This window comes from Streptomyces sirii (assembly GCF_045690365.1).
In the GTDB taxonomy this organism is placed as follows: domain Bacteria; phylum Actinomycetota; class Actinomycetes; order Streptomycetales; family Streptomycetaceae; genus Streptomyces; species Streptomyces sirii.
In genome coordinates this window covers 4,695,000-4,719,738 of sequence record NZ_CP147982.1, presented here as the reverse complement: position 1 = coordinate 4,719,738, position 24,739 = coordinate 4,695,000, and the positions used below count along the sequence as shown (strand labels likewise).

Here is a 24,739-nt window from a genome sequence, read left to right as displayed (position 1 = left end):
CCGGGCCTACTCACCCGGAATAACACAGAACGCTGACAACTTTTGGCCCCGCCTGCGAGCAGACGGGGCCAAAGAAAAACGGAAGTGCTGAGCGGTCAGGCCGGGAGGACAACCACTCGGCGCTGCGGCTCCTCGCCCTCGGACTCGCTGCGCAGCCCGGCCGCGGCCACGGCGTCGTGGACGACCTTGCGCTCGAACGGCGTCATCGGGTCGAGCTTCACCGGCACCCCGGTGCCCTTGGCCTCCTCGGCCGCCTTCGCGCCGATCTCCGTGAGCTGCTCGCGCTTGCGCGCCCGGAAGCCGGCGATGTCGAGCATCAGACGGCTTCGGTCACCGGTCTCCCGGTGCACGGCAAGCCGGGTCAGCTCCTGCAGCGCCTCCAGCACCTCGCCATCGCGGCCCACCAGCTTCTGCAGGTCGCGGCTGGTCGAGTCACTGATGATCGACACCGCGGCGCGGTCGGCCTCGACGTCCATGTCGATGTCGCCGTCGAGGTCGGCGATGTCCAGCAGACCCTCGAGGTAGTCGGCCGCGATCTCGCCTTCCTGCTCCAGGCGGGTCAGGGTGTCGGTGCCCTCGGCGGCAGGGGTCGTGTCCGTCACGAAAGGACTCCTTCTTACTTCTTCGACGGGTGCTTGGGGCGCTGCTGGCCCTTGCGCTGTCCGGACTTGGCGGTGCGGGACCCGGAGGCGCCGCCCTTCTCCTTGCCGTCCTGCGTGTCCTTCTTCTCCAGCGACTGCTTCTTCGCGTCGCCCTCGGCAGAACCCGCCGACCCGGCACGCGTACGCTGCGTGCCGCCGGCTGCCGGAGCACCACCGGTCTGCCGCTTGGCCTTCGTCTGGCGCTTGGGCTGCTGACGGTTCTGACGCGCCTCGTCGGCGGCCTTCTTCGCCGCGATCTCGGCCGGAGCCTCGACAAGCTTGCCGCTAGCCCGCAGCCGCTCCTGACGCTCTTCGAAGGCCTTGCTGCCCGGAGTCGGGTTACGACGGATGACGAACATCTGCTGGCCCATGGTCCACACGTTGGTGGTCAGCCAGTAGACGAGAACACCGACGGGGAAGTTGATACCGAAGACGGCGAACATGATCGGGAAGACGTACATCAGCATCTTCTGCTGCTGCATGAACGGCGTCTTCACCGTCAGGTCGACGTTCTTGGTCATCAGCTGGCGCTGGGTGAAGAACTGCGACGCCGACATCAGGACGATCATGATGACCGTGACCACGCGGACATCGGTCACCGAGGCGCCCAGGCTCTCGATCTTCTCCGCACTGTCCATGAACTTCGCCGCCAGCGGCGCGCCGAAGATGTGCGCCTTCTGCGCACTCTCCAGCAGAGGCTGGTCGATGACACCGACCACCTTGTTCTGGGCGATGTGGTTCAGAACCTGGTACAGCGAGATGAAGAAGGGCGACTGGGCCAGAATCGGGAGACAGCTCGAGAGCGGGTTGGTGCCCGTCTCCTTGTAGAGCTTCATCATCTCTTCGGACTGGCGCTGCTTGTCGCTCTTATAGCGCTCCTGGATCGCCTTCATCTTCGGCTGGAGCGCCTGCATGTTCCGCGTCGACTTGATCTGCTTCACGAAGAGCGGGATCAGGCAGATACGGATCAGCACCACCAGCGAGACGATGGACAGACCCCACGCCGCGCCACTGTTCGGGTCAAAGATCAGGCCGTAGAACGAGTGGAACTGGACGATGATCCAGGAAACGGCGTAATAGAGAGGATTCAGGATCGTGTCCACGAATCAGGCTCCTTGGGCGTTGGGCTGAGTCTCGGGCTGGGCGGCGGGCTCATGGACAGCAGTCCCACCCAGACGGCTCCTCAGCCGCTGATGCCAGACCGGATGCTTCCGGGGAGGGACGTGGTCGACGCCACCGAGCGACCACGGGTTGCAGCGCAGGATGCGCCAGGCCGTCAGCGCAGTCCCTTTCACCGCGCCGTGCCGGTCGATGGCCGTATAGCCATAGTGCGAGCACGACGGGTAGTACTTGCAGACCGGGCCCAGCAGGGGGCTGATGGTCCACTGGTAGATCTTGATCAAAAGCAGCAGCGGGTACTTCACTGTGCGCTCCCTCCCGGGCCCCGGCCAGGGTTCCGGGAGCCCGCGGCGCTGCCGCCGCCGGTCACAGCTCCCGGGGGATTGCAGCCTTTCGGCGCCCCTCCCAGCAGCCGCTCGAGGGCGGCGTCCAGGTCGCGGGCCAGCTGGTCGTGATCCGCGTCGCCCGCGCCGGGCAGGGCCCGTACGACAACCAGGCTACCGGCGGGCAGCCGGTCCAGCCGGTCGCGCATGAGATGGCGGAGTCTGCGCTTGACCCTGTTGCGCACGACCGCGATGCCAACGGCCTTGCTCACGACGAAACCCGCACGCGTCGGGGGAACGCATTCCCCCGACGCGTGCGGGTCCGTTGCACCGCTACGACAATGAACGACAAGGAGCGGGCGCCCGGCCCTGCGTCCCCGGCGTACCGCGGTCGCAAAGTCCTCGCGCCGCCTCAGCCGATTTTCGGTAGGCAGCACGTCATGGACCTAGATCGGGCTGCTCAGGCCGACAGGCGGGCGCGACCCTTGCCACGGCGGGACGCGAGGATCGCGCGGCCGGCGCGGGTCCGCATGCGCAGACGGAAGCCGTGGGTCTTCGCGCGGCGGCGGTTGTTCGGCTGGAAGGTGCGCTTGCTCACTCGGGGGCTCCAGGAATGCTTGTTGTCTCAAGTTGAGACAGATGTGGGGCGTCGCTGGCTGTCACCGTGCGCCCACGAGTAGCTCGCAACGCCTAAGTGCACCGCTTCACGATCACCAGAGCGCGATCTTTGCCCATCGGAGGCAGGCGGCAGCAGCCATCGACAACTCGACCTGGTCACGGTACGCGCGGCTACGCCATCCGGTCAAACCGGCTCCTCGGCAGCACGAGGAGCCGCTCGTCAGGACACACTATGCACAGCCTGTGGACAACAACTTGAATCCCCAGGCCCGCCCTGACTACCGTGGCTGAACTCCGATTCCTTCCCGCCCGTCCTGAGAATCACACATTCGTGGGACTGTGAGAGAGCGTGCCCTGTGGCTGATGTACCTGCCGATCTTGCCGCAGTGTGGCCCCGAGTGCTCGACCATCTCCTCCGGGCGGAAGCCGACGGCCTCAAGCCCAAGGACCAGGACTGGCTCAAGCGCACCCAGCCGCTGGCGCTGGTCGCCGACACCGCACTGCTCGCCGTCCCCAATGAATTCGCCAAGGGCGTGCTCGAGGGCCGGCTGGCACCGCTGATCGGGGAAGCCCTCAGCCATGAGTGCGGCCGGCCGATCCGGATCGCGATCACCGTCGACGACTCCTCCGAGGAGCCCCCGGCGCCGGCGCAGCACCAGTCGCCACAGCACCAGCCCCAGCAGCAGGCCCCGCACCACCAGCAGCCGCATCAGTCACCGCAGCAGCACGACGCGTACGACTACGAGCGCCGCCACGACACCCGGCAGGGCTACGGGCACCAGGGCGACGACATGCCCGGCGTGCGGCCCGCCTACCCCGACTACCAGCAGCCCCGGCACGAGCCCGGCTCCTGGCCGCAGCACTCCGCCCCCCTCGCCGGCGGCCCCGGACCGCGTGACGACTACGGATGGCAGCAGCAGCACCTCGGCGGCTTCCCCGAGCGCGACCCGTACGCCTCCCCCTCGCACATGCCGCAGCACCAGCAGCACCAGAACGACTACCGCGCGCAGGCCCCCGACCGCAGCGGGCCGCCGCAGCACTCCGACGGTGGGCGCTCCGCGTACGAGCAGCAGCGCCGCGATCTCACCGAGCACCAGCCCGGCGGGCACAACGGCCGCTCCGGTCCCGGCGCCGCACTGCCCGCGCCCAGCGGTGCGCCCAGCCCGCTCGCCGCGCAGCCCGCGCCGGCGACCGGCCCCGGTGAGCCGACCGCGCGGCTGAACCCGAAGTACCTCTTCGACACCTTCGTCATCGGCGCCTCGAACCGCTTCGCGCACGCCGCCGCGGTGGCCGTCGCCGAGGCCCCGGCCAAGGCGTACAACCCGCTGTTCATCTACGGGGAGTCGGGCCTGGGCAAGACCCATCTGCTGCATGCGATCGGGCACTACGCGCGGAGCCTGTACCCGGGCACCCGGGTGCGGTACGTGAGCTCGGAGGAGTTCACCAACGAGTTCATCAACTCCATCCGCGACGGCAAGGCGGACGCGTTCCGCAAGCGCTACCGCGACATGGACATCCTGCTGGTCGACGACATCCAGTTCCTGGCGAGCAAGGAGTCGACGCAGGAGGAGTTCTTCCACACCTTCAACACGCTGCACAACGCCAACAAGCAGATCGTGCTCTCCAGTGACCGGCCGCCCAAGCAGCTGGTCACCCTGGAGGACCGGCTGCGCAACCGCTTCGAGTGGGGCCTGATCACCGACGTCCAGCCGCCCGAGCTGGAGACCCGGATCGCGATCCTGCGCAAGAAGGCGGTGCAGGAGCAGCTGAACGCGCCGCCGGAGGTACTGGAGTTCATCGCGTCCCGCATCTCGCGGAACATCCGCGAGCTGGAGGGCGCGCTGATCCGGGTCACCGCGTTCGCCTCGCTCAATCGGCAGCCCGTCGACCTGGGGCTGACCGAGATCGTGCTGAAGGATCTGATCCCCGGGGGCGAGGATGCCGCGCCGGAGATCACCGCGACCGCGATCATGGCGTCCACCGCCGACTACTTCGGGCTGACCATCGACGATCTGTGCGGCTCCTCACGCAGCCGGGTGCTGGTGACCGCCCGGCAGATCGCCATGTACCTGTGCCGCGAGCTGACCGATCTCTCGCTGCCGAAGATCGGCGCGCAGTTCGGCGGCCGGGACCACACGACCGTGATGCACGCCGACCGCAAGATCCGCGCGCTGATGGCAGAGCGGCGCTCGATCTACAACCAGGTCACCGAACTCACCAACCGCATCAAGAACGGCTGAGGCCGCCGGCCACCGCCACCGGCGCACCAAGGGCGCCCCGGGATCCGCTCCCGGGGCGCCCTTGCGTATAGGGGGAGGGGTGGACGCTCCTGCCCCCTTCACAGCCGCCCGGAGCCGCCGCCTCGCGCTCCCGGAGCCCTCCCGGTCCGTTCCAGGACGCCTCCCGATCCCCTCCCGATCCCGTCCCGGATCCGTCCCAAACCTGTGGAGCGGGCCGGCTGTGTTCGATTCCGTGCCTGGTCACGGCCTCTCTCCACAGATTGGGCAAGATTCTTCCGTCCACACCCTGGGGAGAGGAAAGTTATCCCTGTGGGATCCACAGGCCGAGCTTCTGACGGATCATCGGGGGAGGTCAGCAGCGTGTGGAAATGTGGCCAACGGCTCTCCACAGGCTGTGGACAATGTTTCCGTCCACAGGGCGGTGGATGTCTTGTCCACCGGCCGCCCACAGGAGAACGGTTGTTGTCCCCAGCAATCCCCGGCTTCTCCACACCCCTGTCCACTGTTCGGCAACGCAACACCCCTCCTCACCACGCCGAGTGAAAGCGGTCACACCAAGGTGGTGGGTTGGGCTGTGGGGAACGCGGGTAAAGCTGGGGATGGCACTGGGGAGAAGTACCCCTGCCCTGTGCATCGGGTGTGCAGAACTTCCGGCGGTCCACAGAACCCCCGGCTTTTCCACGGCCGCCGCCCACAGGGGCAGTGGACAAAAAATCCGCGTTGACCTGCGCAAAGGCAGTTGTCCACGGTTTCCACAGCCCCTACTACTACGACCACGGATATCTACCGGGGAACTCGTTCGGAAACGGGGCCTGTGCACAAGTTGGCCGCCGAGCGTCCGGGACCGGTCGAACCGACTTGACCCCGAGCCGCACCGACTGTCGGTGGCGTGCGTCAGACTGGTCTCCGGCAACCCAGCCGACGACGAAGGCCAGCAGGGCGAGAGCCAGCAACAGCAGGAGGCGGTTTCCGGTGAAGATCCGGGTGGAGCGCGATGTACTCGCGGAGGCAGTGGCCTGGGCGGCCAAGAGCCTCCCGGCCCGTCCGCCGGTGCCCGTCCTCGCGGGCCTGCTGCTGAAGGCGGAGGACGGCGCACTGAGCCTCTCCGGCTTCGACTACGAGGTCTCGGCGCGGGTCTCGGTGGAGGCCGAGGTCGAGGAGGAGGGCACCGTCCTCGTCTCCGGCCGGCTGCTCGCCGACATCTGCCGTGCGCTCCCCAACCGCCCGGTGGAGATTTCCACCGACGGTGTACGAGCGACCGTCGTCTGCGGCTCCTCGCGGTTCACCCTCCACACCCTTCCTGTGGAGGAGTACCCGTCGCTGCCGACCATGCCCACCGCCACCGGCACCGTCCCCGGTGAGGTCTTCGCCGCTGCCGCCGCCCAGGTGGCCATCGCCGCCGGCCGTGACGACACCCTCCCGGTGCTCACCGGCGTGCGGATCGAGATCGAGGGCGACACCGTCACCCTGGCCTCCACCGACCGCTACCGCTTCGCGGTGCGCGAGTTCCTGTGGAAGCCCGAGAGCCCGGACGCCTCCGCGGTCGCGCTGGTCCCGGCGAAGACGCTGCTGGACACCGCCAAGTCGCTGAGCAGCGGTGACACCGTCACGCTCGCGCTGTCCGGCTCCGGCCAGGGCGAGGGCCTGATCGGTTTCGAGGGCGCCGGCCGGCGGACGACGACGCGTCTGCTGGAGGGCGACCTGCCCAAGTACCGCACGCTCTTCCCGACCGAGTTCAACTCCGTCGCCGTGATCGAGACCGCCCCGTTCGTCGAGGCCGTCAAGCGTGTGGCACTGGTGGCCGAGCGGAACACTCCGGTCCGGCTGAGCTTCGAGCAGGGCGTGCTGATCCTGGAGGCCGGCTCCAGCGACGATGCACAGGCTGTGGAGAGGGTCGACGCGGATCTGGACGGCGACGACATCTCGATCGCCTTCAACCCCGGCTTCCTGCTGGAGGGCCTGTCGGCCATCGACTCCCCGGTGGCCCAGCTGTCCTTCACGACGTCCACCAAGCCCGCGCTGCTGAGCGGCCGTCCGGCCAAGGACGCCGAGGCGGACGACGCGTACAAGTACCTGATCATGCCGGTCCGGCTGTCGGGCTGACGCTGGGAGCGCGCGGGTCGGCCGCGCGCTGCGGCACACGCCGGTGCGGCCGTCGGCCGGCACCGGACCGAGCGCCCGGACGCTCATCGGAGCCCTTGCGGCGACTGGCTGACAGGGCCCCGATGAGCGGCTGAGCCCACAGCTGTGCACGGACCTGCGGGCGTAGGCTCGGACTCGGGAACACCAGCAACGACTACGTGCAAAGAGGGTCTCTGATGGAGCTCGGTCTCGTCGGTCTCGGCAAGATGGGCGGCAACATGCGCGAGCGCATTCGCCGCGCCGGCCACACCGTCGTCGGTTACGACCGCAACCCGGACCTGGCGGATGTGAACAGCCTCCAGGAGCTTGTGGGCAAGCTCAAGGGCCCGCGGGTGGTCTGGGTCATGGTGCCGGCCGGCGCCGCCACCCAGTCCACGATCGACGAGCTGGCCGAGCTGCTCTCCCCGGGCGACATCGTCGTGGACGGCGGCAACTCCCGCTGGACCGATGACGAGAAGCACGCCGAGGAGCTGAAGGCCAAGGGCATCGGCTTCGTCGACTGCGGTGTCTCCGGTGGCGTCTGGGGCCTGGAGAACGGCTATGCGCTGATGTACGGCGGCGAGAAGGACGACGTCGCCAAGGTGCAGCCGATCTTCGACGCGCTCAAGCCCGAGGGCGAGTTCGGCTCGGTGCACGCCGGCAAGGTCGGCGCCGGTCACTTCGCGAAGATGGTCCACAACGGCATCGAGTACGCCATGATGCAGGCGTTCGCCGAGGGCTGGGAGCTGCTGGAGAAGGTCGACTCCGTCACCGACGTACGCGAGATCTTCCGCTCCTGGCAGGAGGGCACGGTCATCCGCTCCTGGCTGCTCGACCTGGCCGTCAACGCGCTGGACGACGACGAGCACCTGGAGAAGCTGCGGGGCTTCGCCGCCGACTCCGGTGAGGGCCGCTGGACGGTCGAGGCCGCGATCGACAACGCCGTGCCGCTGCCCGCGATCACGGCCTCGCTCTTCGCCCGCTTCGCGTCCCGTCAGGACGACTCCCCGCAGATGAAGATGATCGCCGCGCTGCGCAACCAGTTCGGTGGCCACGCGGTCGAGAGCAAGAAGTAATCAGCAGCAACAGCATCAACAGCAGTAGCGGCAAGGAAACAGAAAGCCGGGGGAGGTCGGCGCACCGCCATGCACGTATCGCATCTGTCGCTCGCCGACTTCCGCTCGTACGCCCGGGTCGAGGTCCCGCTCGACCCGGGCGTCACGGCCTTCGTGGGCCCCAACGGCCAGGGCAAGACCAATCTGGTCGAGGCGGTCGGCTATCTGGCCACGCTCGGTAGCCACCGGGTCTCCTCGGACGCCCCGCTGGTGCGGATGGGCGCCGAGCGGGCCGTCATCCGTGCCGCGGTCGTCCAGGGCGAGCGGCAGCAGCTGATCGAGCTGGAGCTGAACCCCGGCCGGGCCAACCGCGCCCGTATCAACAGGTCCTCGCAGGTCAGACCGCGTGATGTGCTCGGCATCGTACGGACGGTGCTGTTCGCGCCGGAGGATCTGGCGCTGGTCAAGGGCGACCCCGGTGAGCGCCGGCGGTTCCTGGACGAGCTGATCACCGCGCGCTCGCCGCGGATGGCCGGAGTGCGTTCGGACTACGACCGCGTCCTCAAGCAGCGCAACACCCTGCTCAAGACCGCGGCGCTGGCGCGGCGGCACGGCGGGCGGCAGATGGACCTGTCGACGCTGGACGTCTGGGACCAGCATCTGGCGCGGGCCGGGGCCGAGCTGCTGGCGCAGCGCCTCGATCTGATCGCCGCGCTGCAGCCGCTCGCGGACAAGGCGTACGAGCAGCTGGCGCCGGGCGGCGGGCCGCTGACGCTGGAGTACCGCGGTTCGGCGGGCGAGGCGATGGCCGCCGTCTCGACCCGCGAGGAGCTGTACGGCGTGCTGCTGGCGGCGCTCGGCGAGGCCCGCAAGGGGGAGATCGAGCGCGGGGTGACGCTGGTCGGCCCGCATCGCGACGATCTGCTGCTCAAGCTGGGGCAGCTGCCGGCCAAGGGGTACGCCAGCCACGGCGAGTCCTGGTCGTATGCGCTGGCGCTGCGGCTGGCCTCGTACGACCTGCTGCGTGCCGAGGGCAATGAGCCGGTGCTGGTGCTCGACGACGTCTTCGCCGAGCTGGACGCGCGGCGCCGGGAGCGGCTGGCGGAGCTGGTGGCCCCGGGCGAGCAGGTGCTGGTGACCGCCGCGGTGGACGACGACGTGCCCGGCGTGCTGACCGGGGCGCGCTACGCGGTGTCGGACGGCGCCGTGGAGCGGGTGGCCTCGTGAGCGAGGAGCAGCCCGGCCGGCCCAAGCCTCCGGAACTGTCCGGTGTGGATCTGGCCCGGCAGGCGCTGGTGGCCGCCAAGGAGCAGGCGCGTGCGCGGGGCGCGGCCGCACAGCAGAAGAAGCAGGCCCGGCGCGGCGGCGGGCTGCGCTCGGGTGCACGGGCGGACGGCCGCGATCCGCTGCCGCTCGGCGCGGCGATCAACCGGCTGATCACGGAGCGCGGCTGGGAGACCCCGGCCGCGGTCGGCGGGGTGATGGGGCGCTGGCCGCAGCTGGTCGGGCCCGAGGTGGCGCAGCACTGCGAGCCGCAGAAGTACGACGAGGACGCCCGGGTGCTGACGGTGCAGTGCGATTCGACGGCGTGGGCGACGCAGCTGCGGCTGCTGGCTCCGACGCTGGTGGCGCGCCTCAACGAGGACCTCGGCCACGGCACCGTGAAGCTGATCAAGGTGCTGGGTCCCGGTGGCCCCGCGCGCCGGTACGGAGCCCTGCGCGCACCGGGCAGCAAGGGCCCCGGCGACACCTACGGGTGAGCCCCCAGGCCCCGGTAAACGCATGAGGCGGATGAGACTCCGCTCACGGTAGCCGGCGGTTGACAGTCGGAAGCGCTGAGTGCCCGTGTGAGCGTCCTGGGGCCCCTTCTCGGATATGGGGAGTCGGCGGACGCTAGTTCAGGGCGGCACATGACGACTCAGGTGCCTGCAAACCCCCATGAGTGTCAGCGCTACCGGTAGACTGGTGGCAATCCCGCCCACTCGCGGAACATGTCGAACGACGCAGCCGCTCCCGCCTGTCCACCCGGGGTGACCCGCACAGGCGCGGAAGGGCTCGTGCTGTGCCAGAAAGGGCGCTTCGTGGCCGACTCCGGCGACCTCAACGAGAACAACACGGTTTCTACTGAAGAGGGGGTTCCTGCCGGCGCCCTGGGCGACTCCTCAGTGGAGAAGTCGTACGACGCCAGCGCGATCACCGTCCTCGAAGGCCTGGACGCGGTCCGCAAGCGCCCCGGCATGTACATCGGCTCGACCGGTGAGCGCGGTCTGCACCACCTCGTGCAGGAGGTCGTCGACAACTCCGTCGACGAGGCGCTGGCCGGGCACGCGGACACCATCGACGTGACGATCCTGGAGGACGGCGGCGTCAGCGTCGTCGACAACGGCCGCGGCATCCCCGTCGGCATCGTGCCGTCCGAGAACAAGCCGGCCGTCGAGGTCGTGCTGACTGTCCTGCACGCCGGTGGCAAGTTCGGCGGCGGCGGTTACGCGGTCTCCGGTGGTCTGCACGGCGTGGGTGTCTCCGTCGTGAACGCCCTCTCGCAGCGGGTAGCCGTCGAGATCCGCACGGACGGCTACCGCTGGACCCAGGAGTACAAGCAGGGCGTCCCGACCGCCCCGCTGGCCAAGCACGAGGCCACCGAGGAGTCCGGCACGTCCGTGACGTTCTGGGCCGACGGCGAGATCTTCGAGACCACCACGTACAGCTTCGAGACGCTGTCGCGGCGCTTCCAGGAGATGGCGTTCCTCAACAAGGGGCTGACCATCTCGCTCAAGGACGAGCGCCCGGATCACGTGGACGAGGACGGCAAGCCGCTCTCGGTGCGGTACCACTACGAGGGCGGCATCGTCGACTTCGTGAAGTACCTCAACTCGCGCAAGGGCGAGCTGGTGCATCCGACGGTGGTCTCGGTGGAGGCCGAGGACAAGGAGCGGAACCTCTCCGTCGACCTCGCGATGCAGTGGAACACCCAGTACAGCGAGGGCGTCTACAGCTTCGCGAACATCATCCACACCCATGAGGGCGGTACCCACGAGGAGGGCTTCCGCGCAGCGCTGACCGGTCTGATCAACCGCTACGCGCGCGACAAGAAGCTGCTGCGCGAGAAGGACGACAACCTCACGGGTGAGGACATCCGCGAGGGTCTGACGGCGATCATCTCGGTCAAGCTCGCCGAGCCGCAGTTCGAGGGCCAGACCAAGACCAAGCTGGGCAACACCGAGGTCAAGACCTTCGTCCAGAAGGTGGTCCACGAGCACCTCAACGACTGGCTGGACCGCAACCCCAACGAGGCCGCGGACATCATCCGCAAGGGCATCCAGGCGGCCACCGCCCGTGTGGCCGCCCGTAAGGCGCGCGATCTGACCCGCCGTAAGGGCCTGCTGGAGACGGCGTCGCTGCCGGGCAAGCTGAGCGACTGCCAGTCCAACGACCCGACCAAGTGCGAGATCTTCATCGTCGAGGGTGACTCCGCCGGCGGCTCGGCCAAGTCCGGCCGCAACCCGGAGTACCAGGCGATCCTGCCGATCCGAGGAAAGATCCTCAACGTCGAGAAGGCACGGGTCGACAAGATCCTGCAGAACAACGAGGTCCAGGCGCTGATCTCGGCCTTCGGCACGGGCGTGCACGAGGACTTCGACATCGAGAAGCTCCGGTATCACAAGATCATCTTGATGGCGGACGCCGACGTCGACGGCCAGCACATCAACACCCTGCTGCTGACGTTCCTGTTCCGCTTCATGCGCCCGCTGGTCGAGGCCGGACACGTCTACCTCTCCCGTCCGCCGCTGTACAAGATCAAGTGGGGCCGGGACGACTTCGAGTACGCCTACTCCGACGCGGAGCGGGACGCGCTGGTCGAGCTCGGCAAGCAGAACGGCAAGCGGATCCGCGAGGACTCCATCCAGCGGTTCAAGGGTCTCGGTGAGATGAACGCCGAGGAGCTGCGGGTGACGACCATGGACATCGACCACCGTGTCCTCGGCCAGGTCTCGCTGGACGACGCGGCCCGCGCCGACGACCTGTTCTCGGTGCTCATGGGCGAGGACGTCGAGGCACGCCGCTCGTTCATCCAGCGCAACGCCAAGGACGTCCGCTTCCTCGACATCTGAGCCCTGTCGGCCCGAACAACAGCCGCAGCTCGAAAGGACTTTGAACCACCATGGCCGACGAGAACCCCCCTGTGACCCCGGACGGCGTGACCGCCGAGGGCGCGCCCGCCGCCATCGAGGGCGTCGGGATGCGCGTCGAGCCCGTCGGGCTCGAAACGGAGATGCAGCGCTCCTACCTCGACTACGCGATGTCCGTCATCGTCTCGCGTGCGCTGCCGGACGTGCGGGACGGCCTCAAGCCCGTCCACCGCCGGGTGCTGTACGCGATGTACGACGGCGGCTACCGCCCCGAGAAGGGCTTCTACAAGTGCGCCCGCGTCGTCGGCGACGTCATGGGTACGTACCACCCGCACGGCGACTCCTCGATCTACGACGCGCTGGTGCGCCTGGCGCAGCCGTGGTCGATGCGGATGCCGCTGGTGGACTCCAACGGCAACTTCGGCTCCCCGGGCAACGACCCGGCCGCGGCCATGCGGTACACCGAGTGCAAGATGAAGTCGCTGTCCATGGAGATGCTCCGGGACATCGACGAGGAGACCGTCGACTTCCAGGACAACTACGACGGCCGCAACCAGGAGCCGACGGTCCTGCCGGCCCGCTTCCCCAACCTGCTGATCAACGGCTCGGCCGGTATCGCGGTCGGTATGGCGACGAACATCCCGCCGCACAACCTGCGCGAGGTCGCGGCCGGCGCCCAGTGGGCGCTGGAGCACCCGGAGGCCTCCCCTGAGGAGCTGCTGGACGCCCTGATCGAGCGGATCAAGGGCCCGGACTTCCCCACCGGCGCGCTGGTGGTGGGCCGCAAGGGCATCGAGGAGGCCTACCGGACCGGCCGCGGCTCGATCACGATGCGCGCGGTGGTGGCCGTCGAGGAGATCCAGAACCGCCAGTGCCTGGTGGTCACCGAGCTGCCCTACCAGGTCAACCCGGACAACCTCGCGCAGAAGATCGCCGACCTGGTCAAGGACGGCAGGATCGGCGGCATCGCGGACGTCCGCGACGAGACCTCCTCGCGCACCGGCCAGCGCCTGGTCATCGTCCTCAAGCGGGACGCGGTCGCCAAGGTCGTCCTCAACAACCTCTACAAGCACACCGATCTGCAGACCAACTTCGGTGCGAACATGCTCGCCCTGGTGGACGGCGTGCCGCGCACGCTCTCCCTGGACGCGTTCATCCGCAACTGGGTGACGCACCAGATCGAGGTCATCGTCCGCCGTACGAAGTTCCGGCTGCGCAAGGCCGAGGAGCGGGCGCACATCCTGCGCGGTCTCCTCAAGGCGCTGGACGCCATCGACGAGGTCATCGCGCTGATCCGGCGAAGTGAGACCGTCGAGGTGGCCCGCGAGGGCCTGATGGGCCTGCTGGAGATCGACGAGATCCAGGCCAACGCGATCCTGGAGATGCAGCTGCGCCGGCTGGCCGCCCTGGAGCGCCAGAAGATCACCGCCGAGCACGACGAGCTGCAGCGCAAGATCAACGAGTACAACGCGATCCTGGCCTCCCCCGAGCGGCAGCGCCAGATCATCAGCGAGGAACTCGCCGCGATCGTCGAGAAGTTCGGCGACGACCGGCGCTCCAAGCTCGTGCCCTTCGAGGGCGACATGTCCATCGAGGACCTGATCGCTGAGGAGGACATCGTCGTCACGATCACCCGTGGCGGCTATGTGAAGCGCACCAAGACCGACGACTACCGCTCGCAGAAGCGCGGCGGCAAGGGCGTACGGGGCACGAAGCTCAAGGAAGACGACATCGTCGACCACTTCTTCGTCTCCACCACCCACCACTGGCTGCTGTTCTTCACGAACAAGGGCCGGGTCTACCGCGCCAAGGCCTATGAGCTCCCCGACGCGGGGCGCGACGCGCGCGGCCAGCACGTCGCCAACCTCCTCGCCTTCCAGCCGGACGAGCAGATCGCGCAGATCCTGGCGATCCGCGACTACGAGGCCGCGCCGTATCTGGTGCTCGCCACCAAGGCCGGCCTGGTGAAGAAGACCCCGCTCAAGGACTACGACTCCCCGCGTTCCGGCGGTGTGATCGCGATCAACCTGCGCGAGCAGGAGGACGGCACGGACGACGAGCTGATCGGCGCCGAGCTGGTGTCGGACACCGACGATCTGCTGCTGATCAGCAAGAAGGCCCAGTCGATCCGCTTCACGGCGACGGACGACGCGCTGCGCCCGATGGGCCGCGCCACCTCCGGTGTGAAGGGCATGAGCTTCCGCGAGGGCGACGAGCTGCTCTCGATGAACGTGGTCCGCGCCGGTACGTACGTCTTCACGGCCACGGACGGCGGCTACGCCAAGCGCACCGCGGTCGACGAGTACCGCGTCCAGGGCCGCGGCGGCCTGGGAATCAAGGCCGCCAAGATCGTCGAGGACCGGGGCTCGCTGGTCGGCGCGCTGGTCGTCGAGGAGACGGACGAGATCCTCGCCATCACCCTCGGCGGTGGCGTGATCCGTACCCGGGTCAACGAGGTCCGTGAGACCGGCCGTGACACCATGGGCGTCCAGCTGATCAACCTGGGCAAGCGGGACGCCGTCGTCGGTATCGCGCGCAACGCCGAGGCCGGCCGGGAAGCCGAGGAGGTCGACGCGGGCGAGGTGCCCGAGGAGGCCGAGGGGACCGAGCTCGCGGCGGAGTAGCGCAAGGAGTAGGTCGTGAGTGGAGCCACGGGCGCTGCGGCGGGTGGACGGGGAGGCAGGGGGAGCTCCCCGTCCGGACCCGCTACCGTGACGGAGCACAGCGCCCGTGGCTCCGCCATTTCTGACGACGGCCCCCTAGACGAGGGCTCGCACCAGGGGAGAACCGTGTCCGACACTCGACAACCACAGCCGCAACCGCAGTCCCAGCCGCATTCCCAGGGACCGGCCCAGCCGGCTCAGGGCGCCCCACAGCAGCCGTATCAGCCGCCTCAGGCGTATCCCACCGGCGGTGGGCAGGAAGGCGGGCAGGCGGTGCGCAGACCGCGCACGGGCGCCCGTACCGTCCCCAGGACGCGCAAGGCCCGGCTGCGGGTGGCACGGGCCGATCCGTGGTCGGTGATGAAGGTCAGCTTCCTGCTCTCGATCGCGCTGGGCATCTGCACGGTCGTGGCCGTCGCGGTGCTGTGGATGGTCATGAACGCGATGGGTGTGTTCACCACCGTCGGCGGGACGATCAGCGAGGCGACCGGCTCCGGTGACGGCAGTGGCTTCGACCTGCAGTCGTTTCTGTCGCTGCCGCGCGTGCTGCTGTTCACGTCGATCATCGCGGTGATCGATGTGGTGCTGGCGACCGCGCTGGCCACCCTCGGCGCCTTCATCTACAACCTGTCGGCCGGCTTCGTCGGTGGTGTGGAGCTCACGCTCGCCGAGGACGAGTGAGTGCTCGGCGGGAGGGCTTCCGGGGGCCCTCGGGAACCGATTTTGGGAACGCCTCTGAAGTGCGCTAATCTTTCGTTGCAGCGAACGCGCGGCTATAGCTCAGACGGTTAGAGCGCTTCCCTGATAAGGAAGAGGCCCCAGGTTCAAGTCCTGGTAGCCGCACTGCACAATCGGCCCGGCCGGGGAACTCCCCGGCCGGGCCGATTCGTTGTACGGAGGCGGAAGTTGGCTCGTGGCGCAGGCCTCGGACGAGGTGTTGCCGACTGCGGGCTAGGTAACCGATCGGTATCGGCCGGTGTGTATCATCGGCCGACATAGGTCCCCTACGTCAACGAAAGACGAGGTCGCGCGGTGAAGAAGCTTCTCCTGGTCGCACTGGCCGCCATCGGCGGGCTCCTCGTGTACCGCCAGATCCAGGCGGATCGCGCCGAGCAGGATCTGTGGACGGAGGCGACCGACTCCGTGCCCGCAGGTTCGGGTGTCTGAGACCCATAAACGCACAGCACGCTGGTGCGAAACCCCGATTGCCGCTGGGTGATCGGGGTTTCGCATGTCCGGGGGCGGGCGGGGTGGCATGCGATGGCCGGACCGGGGTGGCCGGTTGTCGTTGCGGTACCGTGACGGTGATCCTCTTGAGTTTGCTATAGCACACCACTAGATTGCATTAGCAAAGTTTCTGTCTGTGATGTGACCAGCAGGACACAAGGGGGATCAAGACATGGCACACCGACCATGCAGGGGGGCGGTGGCGTTGCTCGGCGGGCTGTTGCTGGCCCTGACCGCCGCACCGTTTCAGGCCATCGCGGCCACACCCGCCAAGGCACCGCCCATCGAGGGCACCGGCATGGTGATGGTGCTCGACTCGTCGGGCTCGATGGCCGACGACGACGGCTCCGGCAGCACCCGGATCGCCTCCGCCCGCAAGGCCGTCGGCACGGTCGTCGACGCACTGCCGGACGGCTATCCGACCGGCCTGCGGGTCTACGGCGCCGACAAGCCCAAGGGCTGCGACGACACCCGGCTCGCCCAACCGGTCGCGCCCCTCGACCGTGCGGGCATCAAGAACGCCGTCGCGGGCCTTGAGCCCAAGGGCGACACCCCCATCGGGCTCTCCCTGCGCAAGGCGGCCGAGGACCTCCCCCGGCCCGCCGGCGGCTCGATCGGCAAACGCACGATCCTGCTGATCTCCGACGGCGAGGACAACTGCCAGACCCCGCCGCCGTGCAAGGTCGCGGCCCAACTCGCAGCGTCCGGCGTCGATCTGCACATCGACGCCATCGGCTTCCAGGTGGCCGGCAAGGCCCGCGCCCAGCTGGAGTGCATCGCCAAGGCGGGCAACGGTCAGTACTACGACGCGCCTGACGCGAAGTCACTGGCCCGTCAGCTCCAGCGGGCCGGCCAACTCTCCGCGGACGGCTATCGGTTCAAGGGCAAGCAGGTCCGTGGTACGGCGACCGGGAGCGGCGCGCCCGTCATCGCTCCCGGGCAGTATCTGGACTCCATCGGGCCCAACGAAGAGCGCTACTACGCCACCGATCTGGACGCCACCTCGACCGCCGACTTCTCGGCGACCGTGGTGCCGCAGCCCGGCGCGGCCGTCGACTCCCTCGACACGCTGCGCACCCGGATCGCCTACGGCACCGACAGCTCCTGCGACTCCACCAGCGAGATGTTCGGCCAGACAGAGGGCGCCACGCCACTGACCTCGGGCGTGAGCCGGGTCCCCTCGCAGAGCGGCACCAGCACCTGCGACAAGGCGGGCCGCTACTGGCTGGTCGTCGAGCGCAAGGCCGCCAAGGGCTCGGATGCCGCGCGCTGGCCGATGGAGCTGACGTTTCACGTGGAACAGCCGCTGGTGAAGGGTGTCACCCCTGCACAGTCCGAGCCGGAGTACGGCGTGGGCGGCAAGGACGCCACCCTGCCGACCGGCACCCCCAAGGACGTCACCGGCGGCACCGGCTTCAACGACGCCCGCAGGCTGCACCCGGGTGTCTGGCGGGACAAGATCCTTCCGGCGCAGACCCTTTGGTACAAGGTGCCGGTCGGCTGGGGCCAGCAGCTGCGCTACGACGTGGAGTTCGCCAACGAGCCGACGGTCCAGGGATACAGCTCCCACACGTCCTACGGGGCCACCCAGGTCTATACGCCGTTCCGCGCGCCGGTCGGCAGCGGCACCGGCGAGTTCAGCCGGCAGTCGCCCTACAACGGGCGGCTGGCGTCGCTCAGCATGGGAACGGTTCCGGTCTCCTGGACCAACCGCTATGAGGCACACCCCGATGTGATTCCCGTGCACCACAAGGGCGACTTCTATCTGGCGGTGACGCTGGGCGCCAAGGCCTCCCAGATCGCGGAGAATCCGCGGATCGGTGTGGTGCTGCGGGTCGCCGTGCTGGGCAAGGGGAAGTCCGGTCCCGAAGCCGGAGCGTCCGCTGCCAAGGCCGACACCTCTCCGGGCGAATCCGAGCCCTCGGCGGACGGCGGGGACGGTGGCGGTGGAGGATGGTCCACCGGACGTGTGGTGGCTCTCGCCGTCGGTGCAGTGGGCGTGCTGCTGCTGGCCGGTCTCGCGCTGGCCTACGTACGGGCTCGCAGGAAGCCGACGGCCGAAGAGGGTAATTCGGATCCGATGAGGGGTGGCTCGTGGTGACGGGGCGCATGACGACTCGGACGGTGTTTCACGTGAAACACCGCAACAGAGCGGTCGCCGTGCTGGCGGCGCTCGCCGCGGTGACGGTGCTGCCGGGGACGGTGGGGGTGGCCTCGGCCGACGAAGTCCCGGGCTACCGGACGGCGGACGGCGCCACGGCCGTCACCGGCACCGCCAGCGCCACGGACGCACCGCAGCTCAAGCCCGGTCTGCACTCCGACGCCATCAAGCGCGGCGAGCAGAAGTACTACGCCGTCACGCTGGACGCCAAGCACAGCGCCTACTTCTCGGTGGCCGCCGCGCCCAAGCCCGGCACCAAGGTCGAGGACTACGGCGACAAGCTGACCCTCAACGTCACGGACAGCAGCGGTGCCACCTGCGACAGCGAGGCCAGCCCGTCCTTCAACGGCGGTGGCATGACCTATCCGCTCGCCGACTACGCCACCCGCCGCATCGGCGCCGACCGTTCGGGCTGCCAGAAGGCGGGCCCGTACTACCTGGTGATCACGCGCAAGGGATCGGCGACCTCGGGACCCGAGACCTGGCCGATCGAGCTGGACTACCTCGAAGAGCCCCCGCTCAAGGGCAACACCCCCGCCCAGCCGGGCGAGGGGACCTGGAGCACCGCCGCGCCGGAGCTGCCTACGGACCCCACCAAGCGCAGCGCCAAGGGAGGTACCGGTTTCAACGACGCCGGCTCGGTCGCCACCGGCGTCTGGCAGGACCGGATCAGACCGGGCGAGACCCGCTTCTACCGCGTACCGGTGGACTGGGGGCAGCGGCTCAACCTGAGCGCGGAGCTGCCGAACACCTCCGCCGGCACCGCCTCGGGCTTCCTCGCCAGGGCGCTCAGACTGGCCGTCTACAATCCGGCGCGCGGCGCGGTCGGCGACGGCACCTTCGCTTCGTACACCGGAAAGCCGGCCGGCGCCGAGGAGTTCACCGCCCCCGTCGACTACGGCAATCGCTTCAACGCGTCCCGCGAGGTCAACGCGATGCGGTTCGCGGGCTGGTACTACCTCGAGGTCACCCTGCACCCCGACGCCGCACGGTACTTCCCCAAGGGCACGCCGTTCACCCTCCGGGTGGACGTCCGCGGCACCGCCAAGGCCGGGCCCGGCTACGCCGAGCCGACCAGCGTGTTCTCCGTGACGCCCGAGGACCAGGAAGCGGCGCAGAAGGGCCAGTCCGCGCAGGAGGCGGAGAAGAGCGGCACGCTGATGACGGTGGCCTACGCCGGGATCGGCACGGGTGTGGTGCTGCTGGTGGGGCTGGGGGCGTGGACGCTGCTGGCCCGGCGGTCGGCGGCCGCGGCCCAGGGTGCTGCCGGCGGACCGGAGGCACAGCCCGTGCTGCCGCACCAGCCGACGCAGTCCGTCCAACAGGCCCAGCACACCCGGCAGTCCGGGCCGCCGCAGGGCTGGTAGCCGGGCTCCGCCGCACAGCGGCCCGCCCCGCAGCGGCGCGTCAGGCGGAGACCAGCGCCCAGACCCCGACCGCGATGCACAGCAGCGCGACGATCAGCACCGGGACCGCGACCTTCGCGGGCGGTCCCGGCTTCCTGTACGGCGCGGGCGGCGCCGCGGCCGGGGCGGCGACGGTCGCGCCGTGCGGAGACGGTGCGGGAACAGGGTGCGGCCCGGCCGTGTAGGGGCGGGTCGCGGGGTACTCCGGACGGACGGCGGCCGTGGGCTCGTACGCGGGCAGCGGGGGAGGCGTCTGCGTCGGCATCGGCACGGGAGCCGGGGTGGAGGCCGGTGCCGGCGTCGGTGTCGGCGGGGTGCTCGGCTCCGGCGGCGCGAGCTGGAAGCTGCCGGTGTCCGACATGGAGCCGTGCCCCGTGGCACCGCCGCCCACCGCGGCGCCGGACGTCGGGGTCCCGGAAGGATCCTCGGACGCCAGGGGCCCGTCCGGTCCGAACCCGGCCGGCAGCGGGCCTATGTGGTCGAAGACCTCGACGACCTCGTCCTCGAGCGTGCTGTCCGGCAGCATCTCGACCGCCGCCAGGACCGCCTTGCGCGCGCCCGTGGCCGTCTTGAACCGGGAGTCCGGGTTCGGGTGCACCAAGGACGCCAGGACGTGCCACAGCGGCTCCGGTACGCCCTCGGGCGCGCTGGGGATGCCGTGCTGCGCGAAGTGCCCGACCAGGGCCTCGGCGTCCGGCTTGGTGCCGGTGAGCAGATACACCGCGACCAGGCCGACCGCGAACAGGTCGGCCGGGAAGTCCGGTTCGGCACCCAGCATCTGCTCCGGTGCGAAGTATCCGGGCGTGCCCACCACATAGTTGGTCTCGGTCAGGCGCGGTTCGCCCTTGCGCATCGCGATGCCGAAGTCCGACAGCCGCAGATGCGGCCGGCCGGTGCCGGTGGACTCCAGCAGGATGTTCGCCGGCTTGATGTCGCGGTGCACCACGCCCTCCGCGTGCACCGCGGTGAGCCCGGCCAGCAGCTGGTCCAGGAGCGTGCACACGAACCGCGGTGGCAGCGGCCCGTAGTCGCCGATCAGATGCGCCAGCGAGCCGCCGTTCACCAGGTCCATGGTGAACAGCACCTTGTCGTCGTTCGCGGCCCAGCTCGCCGGGGCCAGCACATGCGGATGGTCGATCCGCAGCGCCTGTTCGCGGACGAACCGCAGCAGTGTGTGCGCATCGCTCTGCTGCAGCACCTTGGCCGCGACATAGCGGCGGCGCCGGTGGTCCCAGGCGCGCCAGACCGCGCCCACCCCGCCCCGTCCGATCGGATCGATCAGCTCGTACCGACCGGCGAAGATCTCACCCATTGCGCCCCGTCCGCTTCTGAACTCACGACGTCCCCTGTGGCTGCGGGTCTAGCCCTGGTGCGCCTCGTAGTGCGCGACCGCGTCCGCGGTACGACCGGCACCGTAGACCCGGAGGAACTCTGCCAGTTCGGGGTGAGTGGGGGCGAGGGTGTTCGCCGCATCGATGATGTCGCCGGCGTCGGAGACCGATCGCAGCAGCGACTGGATCTCCCGCACCACGCGCCGCACCGTGGTCGCCCCCGTCGACGAGGTCTGCTGCGCGGTGTTGTTCAGCACCGAGCCGCCCGCCGTCTTCTTGATCTCCTCCATGCGGTCGGTGGCCTCGGCGGCGCTGACGCTGCCGTCCGCGACCTGACCGGCCAGCTCCTGCAGCGCCTGGACCCGCTGCACCACAGCCGGGTTGCCTATCTTCGCGCGTTGCCCGCTCATCAGCTGGGAGAGCATCGGCGCGGACAGGCCGAGCACCGAGGCCAGCCGGGCCTGGTTGAGACCGAGGTCGTCGATGAGACGGCGGAACAGCGCACCCAGAGGCTCCCCGTACCAACTGCGCTGGAGCTCCCGGGCCCGCGCGGTGGCTTCCTGCTGTGCTGCGTCCATGCCCTGTCCCCTGTCTCCCCGGTCGGTTCGCTGCCGCGAATCACGCGAAGCATCCTACGGAGAGCGACGGTGTGCGGCGATACCCGGTCGGGAAAGCGGCCGGACACCGGGTACCCTGGTGCGCGAAGGGGCCTTAGCTCAGTTGGTAGAGCGCTGTCTTTGCATGGCAGATGTCAGGGGTTCGACTCCCCTAGGCTCCACTTCCCAAGCCCTTCCGATCGGCGTCACTGCTGGTCAGAGGGGCTTTTATCATCCCGGACGGGCCGTGCTGACGGGCCGTCACCCACGCCGGGGCGGGGGCGGTGCAGCTCTACGCGAACGGGCCGTGCCCACCGCCCTCCTACGGCGGTGGGCACGGCCCGGTGAATTCCGGCCGCCCGGCGTCAGGCCGTGGTGCCTCCGCCGCGGCGTTCGTCGGCCTCCGCCTCGGCCTGCTTGGACTGGACCTCGGGGTCGAGCGGCGCGCCCTCGCTGCCGTCGACCGCGCTCAGCCGCCCGCGTTCGCCGACCTCGGTGGGCGCCGGCGGCTCGACCAGCCAGTCGGGGTTGGCCTGCTTGTCCCACCACTTCCAGGCGGCGATCGCACCGCCGACCAGGGCGCCGATCACGGCGAGGCGCTTGGTGGCCCTGCCGCACTTGGCGCGGCGGCTGTGCTTCTTCTGCAGCCTGGTGATCTCGGCGGCCGTCACCTGGCCGCGGAGCGCGGCGAGCGCGGCGCTGCCGCGGGTGAGGGCCTCCTCGCGGACCGGTTCGGCCGCGGCCCGCGCGCTGGTCACGGCGTGCTCCAGGCGCGGTGCGGTGTATTCGGCCGCCTGCCGTGCCGCCTTGCGGGTCCGGCGGGCCGCCTTGGTCGCCGCGGCGTCCACCTTGGGCGGCAGCGTGCCGCGTGCGTGCTCGAAACGCGGCTGGAGATGGGCGTCGTACTGCGAGCGGGCCTGGTGGGCGGCCTCGGCCACCTTCGGGGCCATGCGCGTACGGGCCTCGTGCGCGTAGTGCACGGCGGCGTCCTTGGCCGTACCGGCATACGGTGCCACCGCCTCCGCGGCGTGCCGCACGCTGTCCTTGGCCGTGCTGGTCGCGGCGCGCACGCTGTCCTTGCGGGTCACGGGATCCTCCTCCTCGGTGGCGTGTCAGGGGGCTGGGGGGTTTGGTCCCCATGTCTGCTGTATCGCCTGTCCACCCGTTTGGAGATCATGCCCGCTCGGCGCCCGTACGGCATGTGTGAGCGGGCATCCGGGTCATGCGCGCAGGCCTGCGCGGCCTTCGGTGGTGCCCCTCGCGCGGTGCGCCGGTCCGGGCGCCCGAAATCAGTGCGAAGACGGGGAAAAGGTGGTGGTCGTGCGCCCCTTCGGCCGGTCCATGCGAGGATCGGGAACCGTCAGTGAAGACTTATGGAAGGTTGATCGTGGCCGAGCAGCTGTACGCCACCCTGAAGACGAACCAGGGCGATATCGAGATTCGGCTTCTGCCGAACCACGCACCCACGACGGTCAAGAACTTCGTCGAGCTCGCCAACGGCGAGCGGGAGTGGACCCACCCGGCGACCGGCAAGAAGTCCACGGACCGCCTCTACGACGGCACCGTCTTCCACCGCGTGATCAGCGGCTTCATGATCCAGGGTGGCGACCCGCTGAGCAACGGCACCGGCGGCCCCGGCTACGAGTTCAAGGACGAGTTCCACCCCGACCTGGCCTTCAACAAGCCGTACCTGCTGGCCATGGCCAACGCCGGCCCGGGCACCAACGGCTCGCAGTTCTTCATCACCGTCTCGCCGACCGCGTGGCTGACCGGCAAGCACACCATCTTCGGTGAGGTCAGCACCGACGCGGGCAAGAAGGTCGTCGACGCGATCGCCGGCGCCCAGACCAACCCGCGCACGGATCGCCCCGTCAACGACGTGGTCATCGAGTCCGTGGTCATCGAGACCCGCTGAGTCGCGTCTTGTGCCCCGGCCGGGTCCGGGGGAACCATTGCGCCCCGCCCGGTCGTACTCCGGGCGGGGCGGTGTGTTTGACGCCTCCGGGGCGTGTGCCGCGCCCCGCACACAGCAAGAGGACGAGGGGACCGATGGACCAGGTGCCAGGCAGCCCACAGGAGCCGCAGAACGCCCGGGGCGACGACGGCCTGCCGGGCTGCTACCGCCACCCGGATCGCCCGACCGGCATCCGCTGCACCCGCTGCGAACGGCCGATCTGCCCGGACTGCATGGTCAGCGCCTCGGTCGGCTTCCAGTGCCCGGACTGCGTACGCAGCGGCAGCGGGACCGGCCATGCGCCGGGGGCGACGGCGCCGCGCACGATCGCGGGCGGCACCATCGCGGCCGATCCGCGGCTGGTCACCAAGATCCTGCTGGGTATCAACGCCGCCGTCTTCCTCGCCGTGCTGGCGGCCGGCGACGAGCTGGTGGGCCGCCTGGACCTGCTGGGGCTCGCGTTCGACCCGAGCCGCTACCAGCTCGTCGGCGTCGCCGAGGGCGAGTGGTACCGCCTGCTGACCGCGATGTTCCTGCATCAGCAGATCCCGCACATCGCCTTCAACATGCTCTCGCTGTGGTGGCTGGGGCCGCCGCTGGAGGCGGCGCTCGGCCGGCTGCGGTTCATCGCGCTGTACATGCTCGCGGGCCTGGGTGGCAGCGCCCTGTCGTACCTCCTCGCCGCGCAGAACCAGCCCTCGCTGGGCGCGTCCGGCGCGATCTTCGGGCTGCTGGGTGCGACCGCGGTGCTGATGCGGCGGATGCGCTACGACATGAAGCCGGTGCTGATCCTGCTCGGCCTCAACCTGGCCTTCACGTTCCTGTGGCCGCACATCGCCTGGCAGGCGCATGTCGGCGGCCTGGTGGTGGGTGCCGCGGTGGCGTTCGGCATGGTGCACGCGCCGCGTGAGCGCCGCAACGTGGTCCATCTCGCGACGTGTGCGGTGGCGCTGCTCGCGATCGGCGCGGTGGTGTGGGTACGGACCCTTCAGCTGGTGGGCTGAGGGGCCCGTCCCGTCAAGTTGTCCACAGTACGTGGCCGATCTTGTGCATGCTGTGCGGAACTGGCGTTCCACGCCGCCCTGACCTGCGTTTCCCCAGCAAGAACAGGGGGAGGCGAAGGTCAGGAGCGGGTGCCGCCGATCACACCGGCG

20 protein-coding genes, 2 tRNA genes and 1 pseudogene are annotated in these 24,739 nt (G+C 69.5%); 15 read left to right on the top strand and 8 right to left on the bottom strand.

Translation table 11 applies throughout. The features are described 5' to 3' along the window. Nucleotides 1-95 precede the first annotated feature (95 nt). From WAB15_RS21165 to rpmH, 5 genes and pseudogenes are all read right to left on the bottom strand, one after another. Nucleotides 96-602 (bottom strand): protein jag, encoded by a 507-nt coding sequence (locus tag WAB15_RS21165; protein ID WP_399145851.1) that lies wholly within the window; start codon nt 600-602, stop codon nt 96-98. Nucleotides 603-616: 14 nt separating this feature from the next. After that, nucleotides 617-1,744: a membrane protein insertase YidC gene (gene yidC, locus WAB15_RS21160; RefSeq protein ID WP_399145852.1), complete on the bottom strand. Its 1,128-nt coding sequence runs from the start codon at nt 1,742-1,744 to the stop codon at nt 617-619. A 3-nt stretch (nt 1,745-1,747) separates the two neighbouring features. Continuing rightward, nucleotides 1,748-2,065: a membrane protein insertion efficiency factor YidD gene (gene yidD, locus WAB15_RS21155; RefSeq protein ID WP_399145853.1), complete on the bottom strand. Its 318-nt coding sequence runs from the start codon at nt 2,063-2,065 to the stop codon at nt 1,748-1,750. 86 nt (nt 2,066-2,151) lie between these two features. Continuing rightward, nucleotides 2,152-2,520: pseudogene (rnpA, locus tag WAB15_RS21150) on the bottom strand (ribonuclease P protein component); the annotation flags it as partial. 23 nt (nt 2,521-2,543) lie between these two features. After that, nucleotides 2,544-2,681, bottom strand: coding sequence for a 50S ribosomal protein L34 (gene rpmH / locus WAB15_RS21145; protein ID WP_003949374.1), 138 nt, complete (start codon nt 2,679-2,681; stop codon nt 2,544-2,546). Nucleotides 2,682-3,057: 376 nt separating this feature from the next. Between rpmH and dnaA the strand changes: the two genes are divergently transcribed. The 12 genes from dnaA (at nt 3,058) to WAB15_RS21085 (ending at nt 19,665) form a co-directional block, all read left to right on the top strand. After that, nucleotides 3,058-4,941, top strand: a complete 1,884-nt coding sequence (dnaA, locus tag WAB15_RS21140; protein WP_407287184.1) for a chromosomal replication initiator protein DnaA — start codon at nt 3,058-3,060, stop codon at nt 4,939-4,941. 972 nt (nt 4,942-5,913) lie between these two features. Further along, entirely contained in the window at nt 5,914-7,044 is a 1,131-nt protein-coding gene (gene dnaN / locus WAB15_RS21135) for a DNA polymerase III subunit beta (protein ID WP_084772151.1), read from the top strand. 215 nt (nt 7,045-7,259) lie between these two features. Continuing rightward, entirely contained in the window at nt 7,260-8,138 is an 879-nt protein-coding gene (gene gnd / locus WAB15_RS21130; RefSeq protein ID WP_407287183.1) for a phosphogluconate dehydrogenase (NAD(+)-dependent, decarboxylating), read from the top strand. Nucleotides 8,139-8,207: 69 nt separating this feature from the next. Then, a complete protein-coding gene (gene recF, locus WAB15_RS21125) occupies nt 8,208-9,344 on the top strand; it encodes a DNA replication/repair protein RecF (protein WP_407287182.1) in 1,137 nt (378 codons plus the stop codon). Beyond that, a complete protein-coding gene (locus WAB15_RS21120) occupies nt 9,341-9,877 on the top strand; it encodes a DUF721 domain-containing protein (protein ID WP_399145857.1) in 537 nt (178 codons plus the stop codon). The genes recF and WAB15_RS21120 overlap by 4 nt, the downstream gene beginning before the upstream one ends. 297 nt (nt 9,878-10,174) lie before the next feature. Then, nucleotides 10,175-12,229 carry a DNA topoisomerase (ATP-hydrolyzing) subunit B gene (gene gyrB / locus WAB15_RS21115; RefSeq protein WP_407289262.1) on the top strand — a complete coding sequence of 685 codons (2,055 nt, stop codon included), beginning with the start codon at nt 10,175-10,177 and terminating at the stop codon, nt 12,227-12,229. Between the two features lie 50 nt (nt 12,230-12,279). Next, nucleotides 12,280-14,871 (top strand): DNA gyrase subunit A, encoded by a 2,592-nt coding sequence (gyrA, locus tag WAB15_RS21110; RefSeq protein WP_407287181.1) that lies wholly within the window; start codon nt 12,280-12,282, stop codon nt 14,869-14,871. Nucleotides 14,872-14,886: 15 nt separating this feature from the next. Beyond that, on the top strand, nt 14,887-15,591 hold the full coding sequence (locus tag WAB15_RS21105) for a DUF3566 domain-containing protein (protein WP_407287180.1): 705 nt from the start codon (nt 14,887-14,889) through the stop codon (nt 15,589-15,591). Between the two features lie 88 nt (nt 15,592-15,679). Continuing rightward, nucleotides 15,680-15,753 (top strand) — tRNA-Ile (locus WAB15_RS21100). Nucleotides 15,754-15,942: 189 nt separating this feature from the next. Next, nucleotides 15,943-16,077: a DLW-39 family protein gene (locus tag WAB15_RS21095; RefSeq protein ID WP_003958712.1), complete on the top strand. Its 135-nt coding sequence runs from the start codon at nt 15,943-15,945 to the stop codon at nt 16,075-16,077. A gap of 232 nt (nt 16,078-16,309) precedes the next feature. Further along, entirely contained in the window at nt 16,310-18,238 is a 1,929-nt protein-coding gene (locus WAB15_RS21090) for a vWA domain-containing protein (RefSeq protein ID WP_407287179.1), read from the top strand. A gap of 32 nt (nt 18,239-18,270) precedes the next feature. After that, a complete protein-coding gene (locus WAB15_RS21085) occupies nt 18,271-19,665 on the top strand; it encodes a hypothetical protein (RefSeq protein ID WP_407287178.1) in 1,395 nt (464 codons plus the stop codon). A gap of 40 nt (nt 19,666-19,705) precedes the next feature. On the opposite strand, the gene WAB15_RS21080 is transcribed toward WAB15_RS21085, so the two are convergent. Together WAB15_RS21080 and WAB15_RS21075 are read right to left on the bottom strand one after the other, a co-directional pair. Beyond that, on the bottom strand, nt 19,706-21,016 hold the full coding sequence (locus tag WAB15_RS21080; protein WP_407287177.1) for a serine/threonine protein kinase: 1,311 nt from the start codon (nt 21,014-21,016) through the stop codon (nt 19,706-19,708). Between the two features lie 48 nt (nt 21,017-21,064). Further along, nucleotides 21,065-21,613 (bottom strand): helix-turn-helix domain-containing protein, encoded by a 549-nt coding sequence (locus tag WAB15_RS21075; protein ID WP_393485730.1) that lies wholly within the window; start codon nt 21,611-21,613, stop codon nt 21,065-21,067. 127 nt (nt 21,614-21,740) lie between these two features. On the opposite strand from WAB15_RS21075, the gene WAB15_RS21070 reads away from it, so the two are divergent. Then, a tRNA-Ala gene (locus tag WAB15_RS21070) sits at nt 21,741-21,813 on the top strand. A gap of 183 nt (nt 21,814-21,996) precedes the next feature. Here the strand turns inward: WAB15_RS21070 and WAB15_RS21065 are convergent. Continuing rightward, on the bottom strand, nt 21,997-22,719 hold the full coding sequence (locus WAB15_RS21065) for a DUF5324 family protein (RefSeq protein WP_399145864.1): 723 nt from the start codon (nt 22,717-22,719) through the stop codon (nt 21,997-21,999). A gap of 299 nt (nt 22,720-23,018) precedes the next feature. On the opposite strand from WAB15_RS21065, the gene WAB15_RS21060 reads away from it, so the two are divergent. Together WAB15_RS21060 and WAB15_RS21055 are read left to right on the top strand one after the other, a co-directional pair. Beyond that, the gene (locus tag WAB15_RS21060; RefSeq protein ID WP_407287176.1) at nt 23,019-23,546 is read left to right on the top strand and encodes a peptidylprolyl isomerase; all 528 of its coding nucleotides are present in this window, start codon (nt 23,019-23,021) and stop codon (nt 23,544-23,546) included. A gap of 134 nt (nt 23,547-23,680) precedes the next feature. Beyond that, nucleotides 23,681-24,589 carry a rhomboid family intramembrane serine protease gene (locus tag WAB15_RS21055; protein WP_399145866.1) on the top strand — a complete coding sequence of 303 codons (909 nt, stop codon included), beginning with the start codon at nt 23,681-23,683 and terminating at the stop codon, nt 24,587-24,589. Nucleotides 24,590-24,739: the final 150 nt, after the last annotated feature.

Bases quoted from the DNA above. Each gene is read 5' to 3' on its own strand.
- gnd (WP_407287183.1), top strand. From the start codon at position 7,260: ATGGAGCTCGGTCTCGTCGGTCTCGGCAAGATGGGCGGCAACATGCGC.
- recF (WP_407287182.1), top strand. From the start codon at position 8,208: ATGCACGTATCGCATCTGTCGCTCGCCGACTTCCGCTCGTACGCCCGG.
- gyrA (WP_407287181.1), top strand. From the start codon at position 12,280: ATGGCCGACGAGAACCCCCCTGTGACCCCGGACGGCGTGACCGCCGAG.
- WAB15_RS21090 (WP_407287179.1), top strand. From the start codon at position 16,310: ATGGCACACCGACCATGCAGGGGGGCGGTGGCGTTGCTCGGCGGGCTG.
- WAB15_RS21080 (WP_407287177.1), bottom strand. From the start codon at position 21,016: ATGGGTGAGATCTTCGCCGGTCGGTACGAGCTGATCGATCCGATCGGA.
- WAB15_RS21075 (WP_393485730.1), bottom strand. From the start codon at position 21,613: ATGGACGCAGCACAGCAGGAAGCCACCGCGCGGGCCCGGGAGCTCCAG.
- WAB15_RS21055 (WP_399145866.1), top strand. From the start codon at position 23,681: ATGGACCAGGTGCCAGGCAGCCCACAGGAGCCGCAGAACGCCCGGGGC.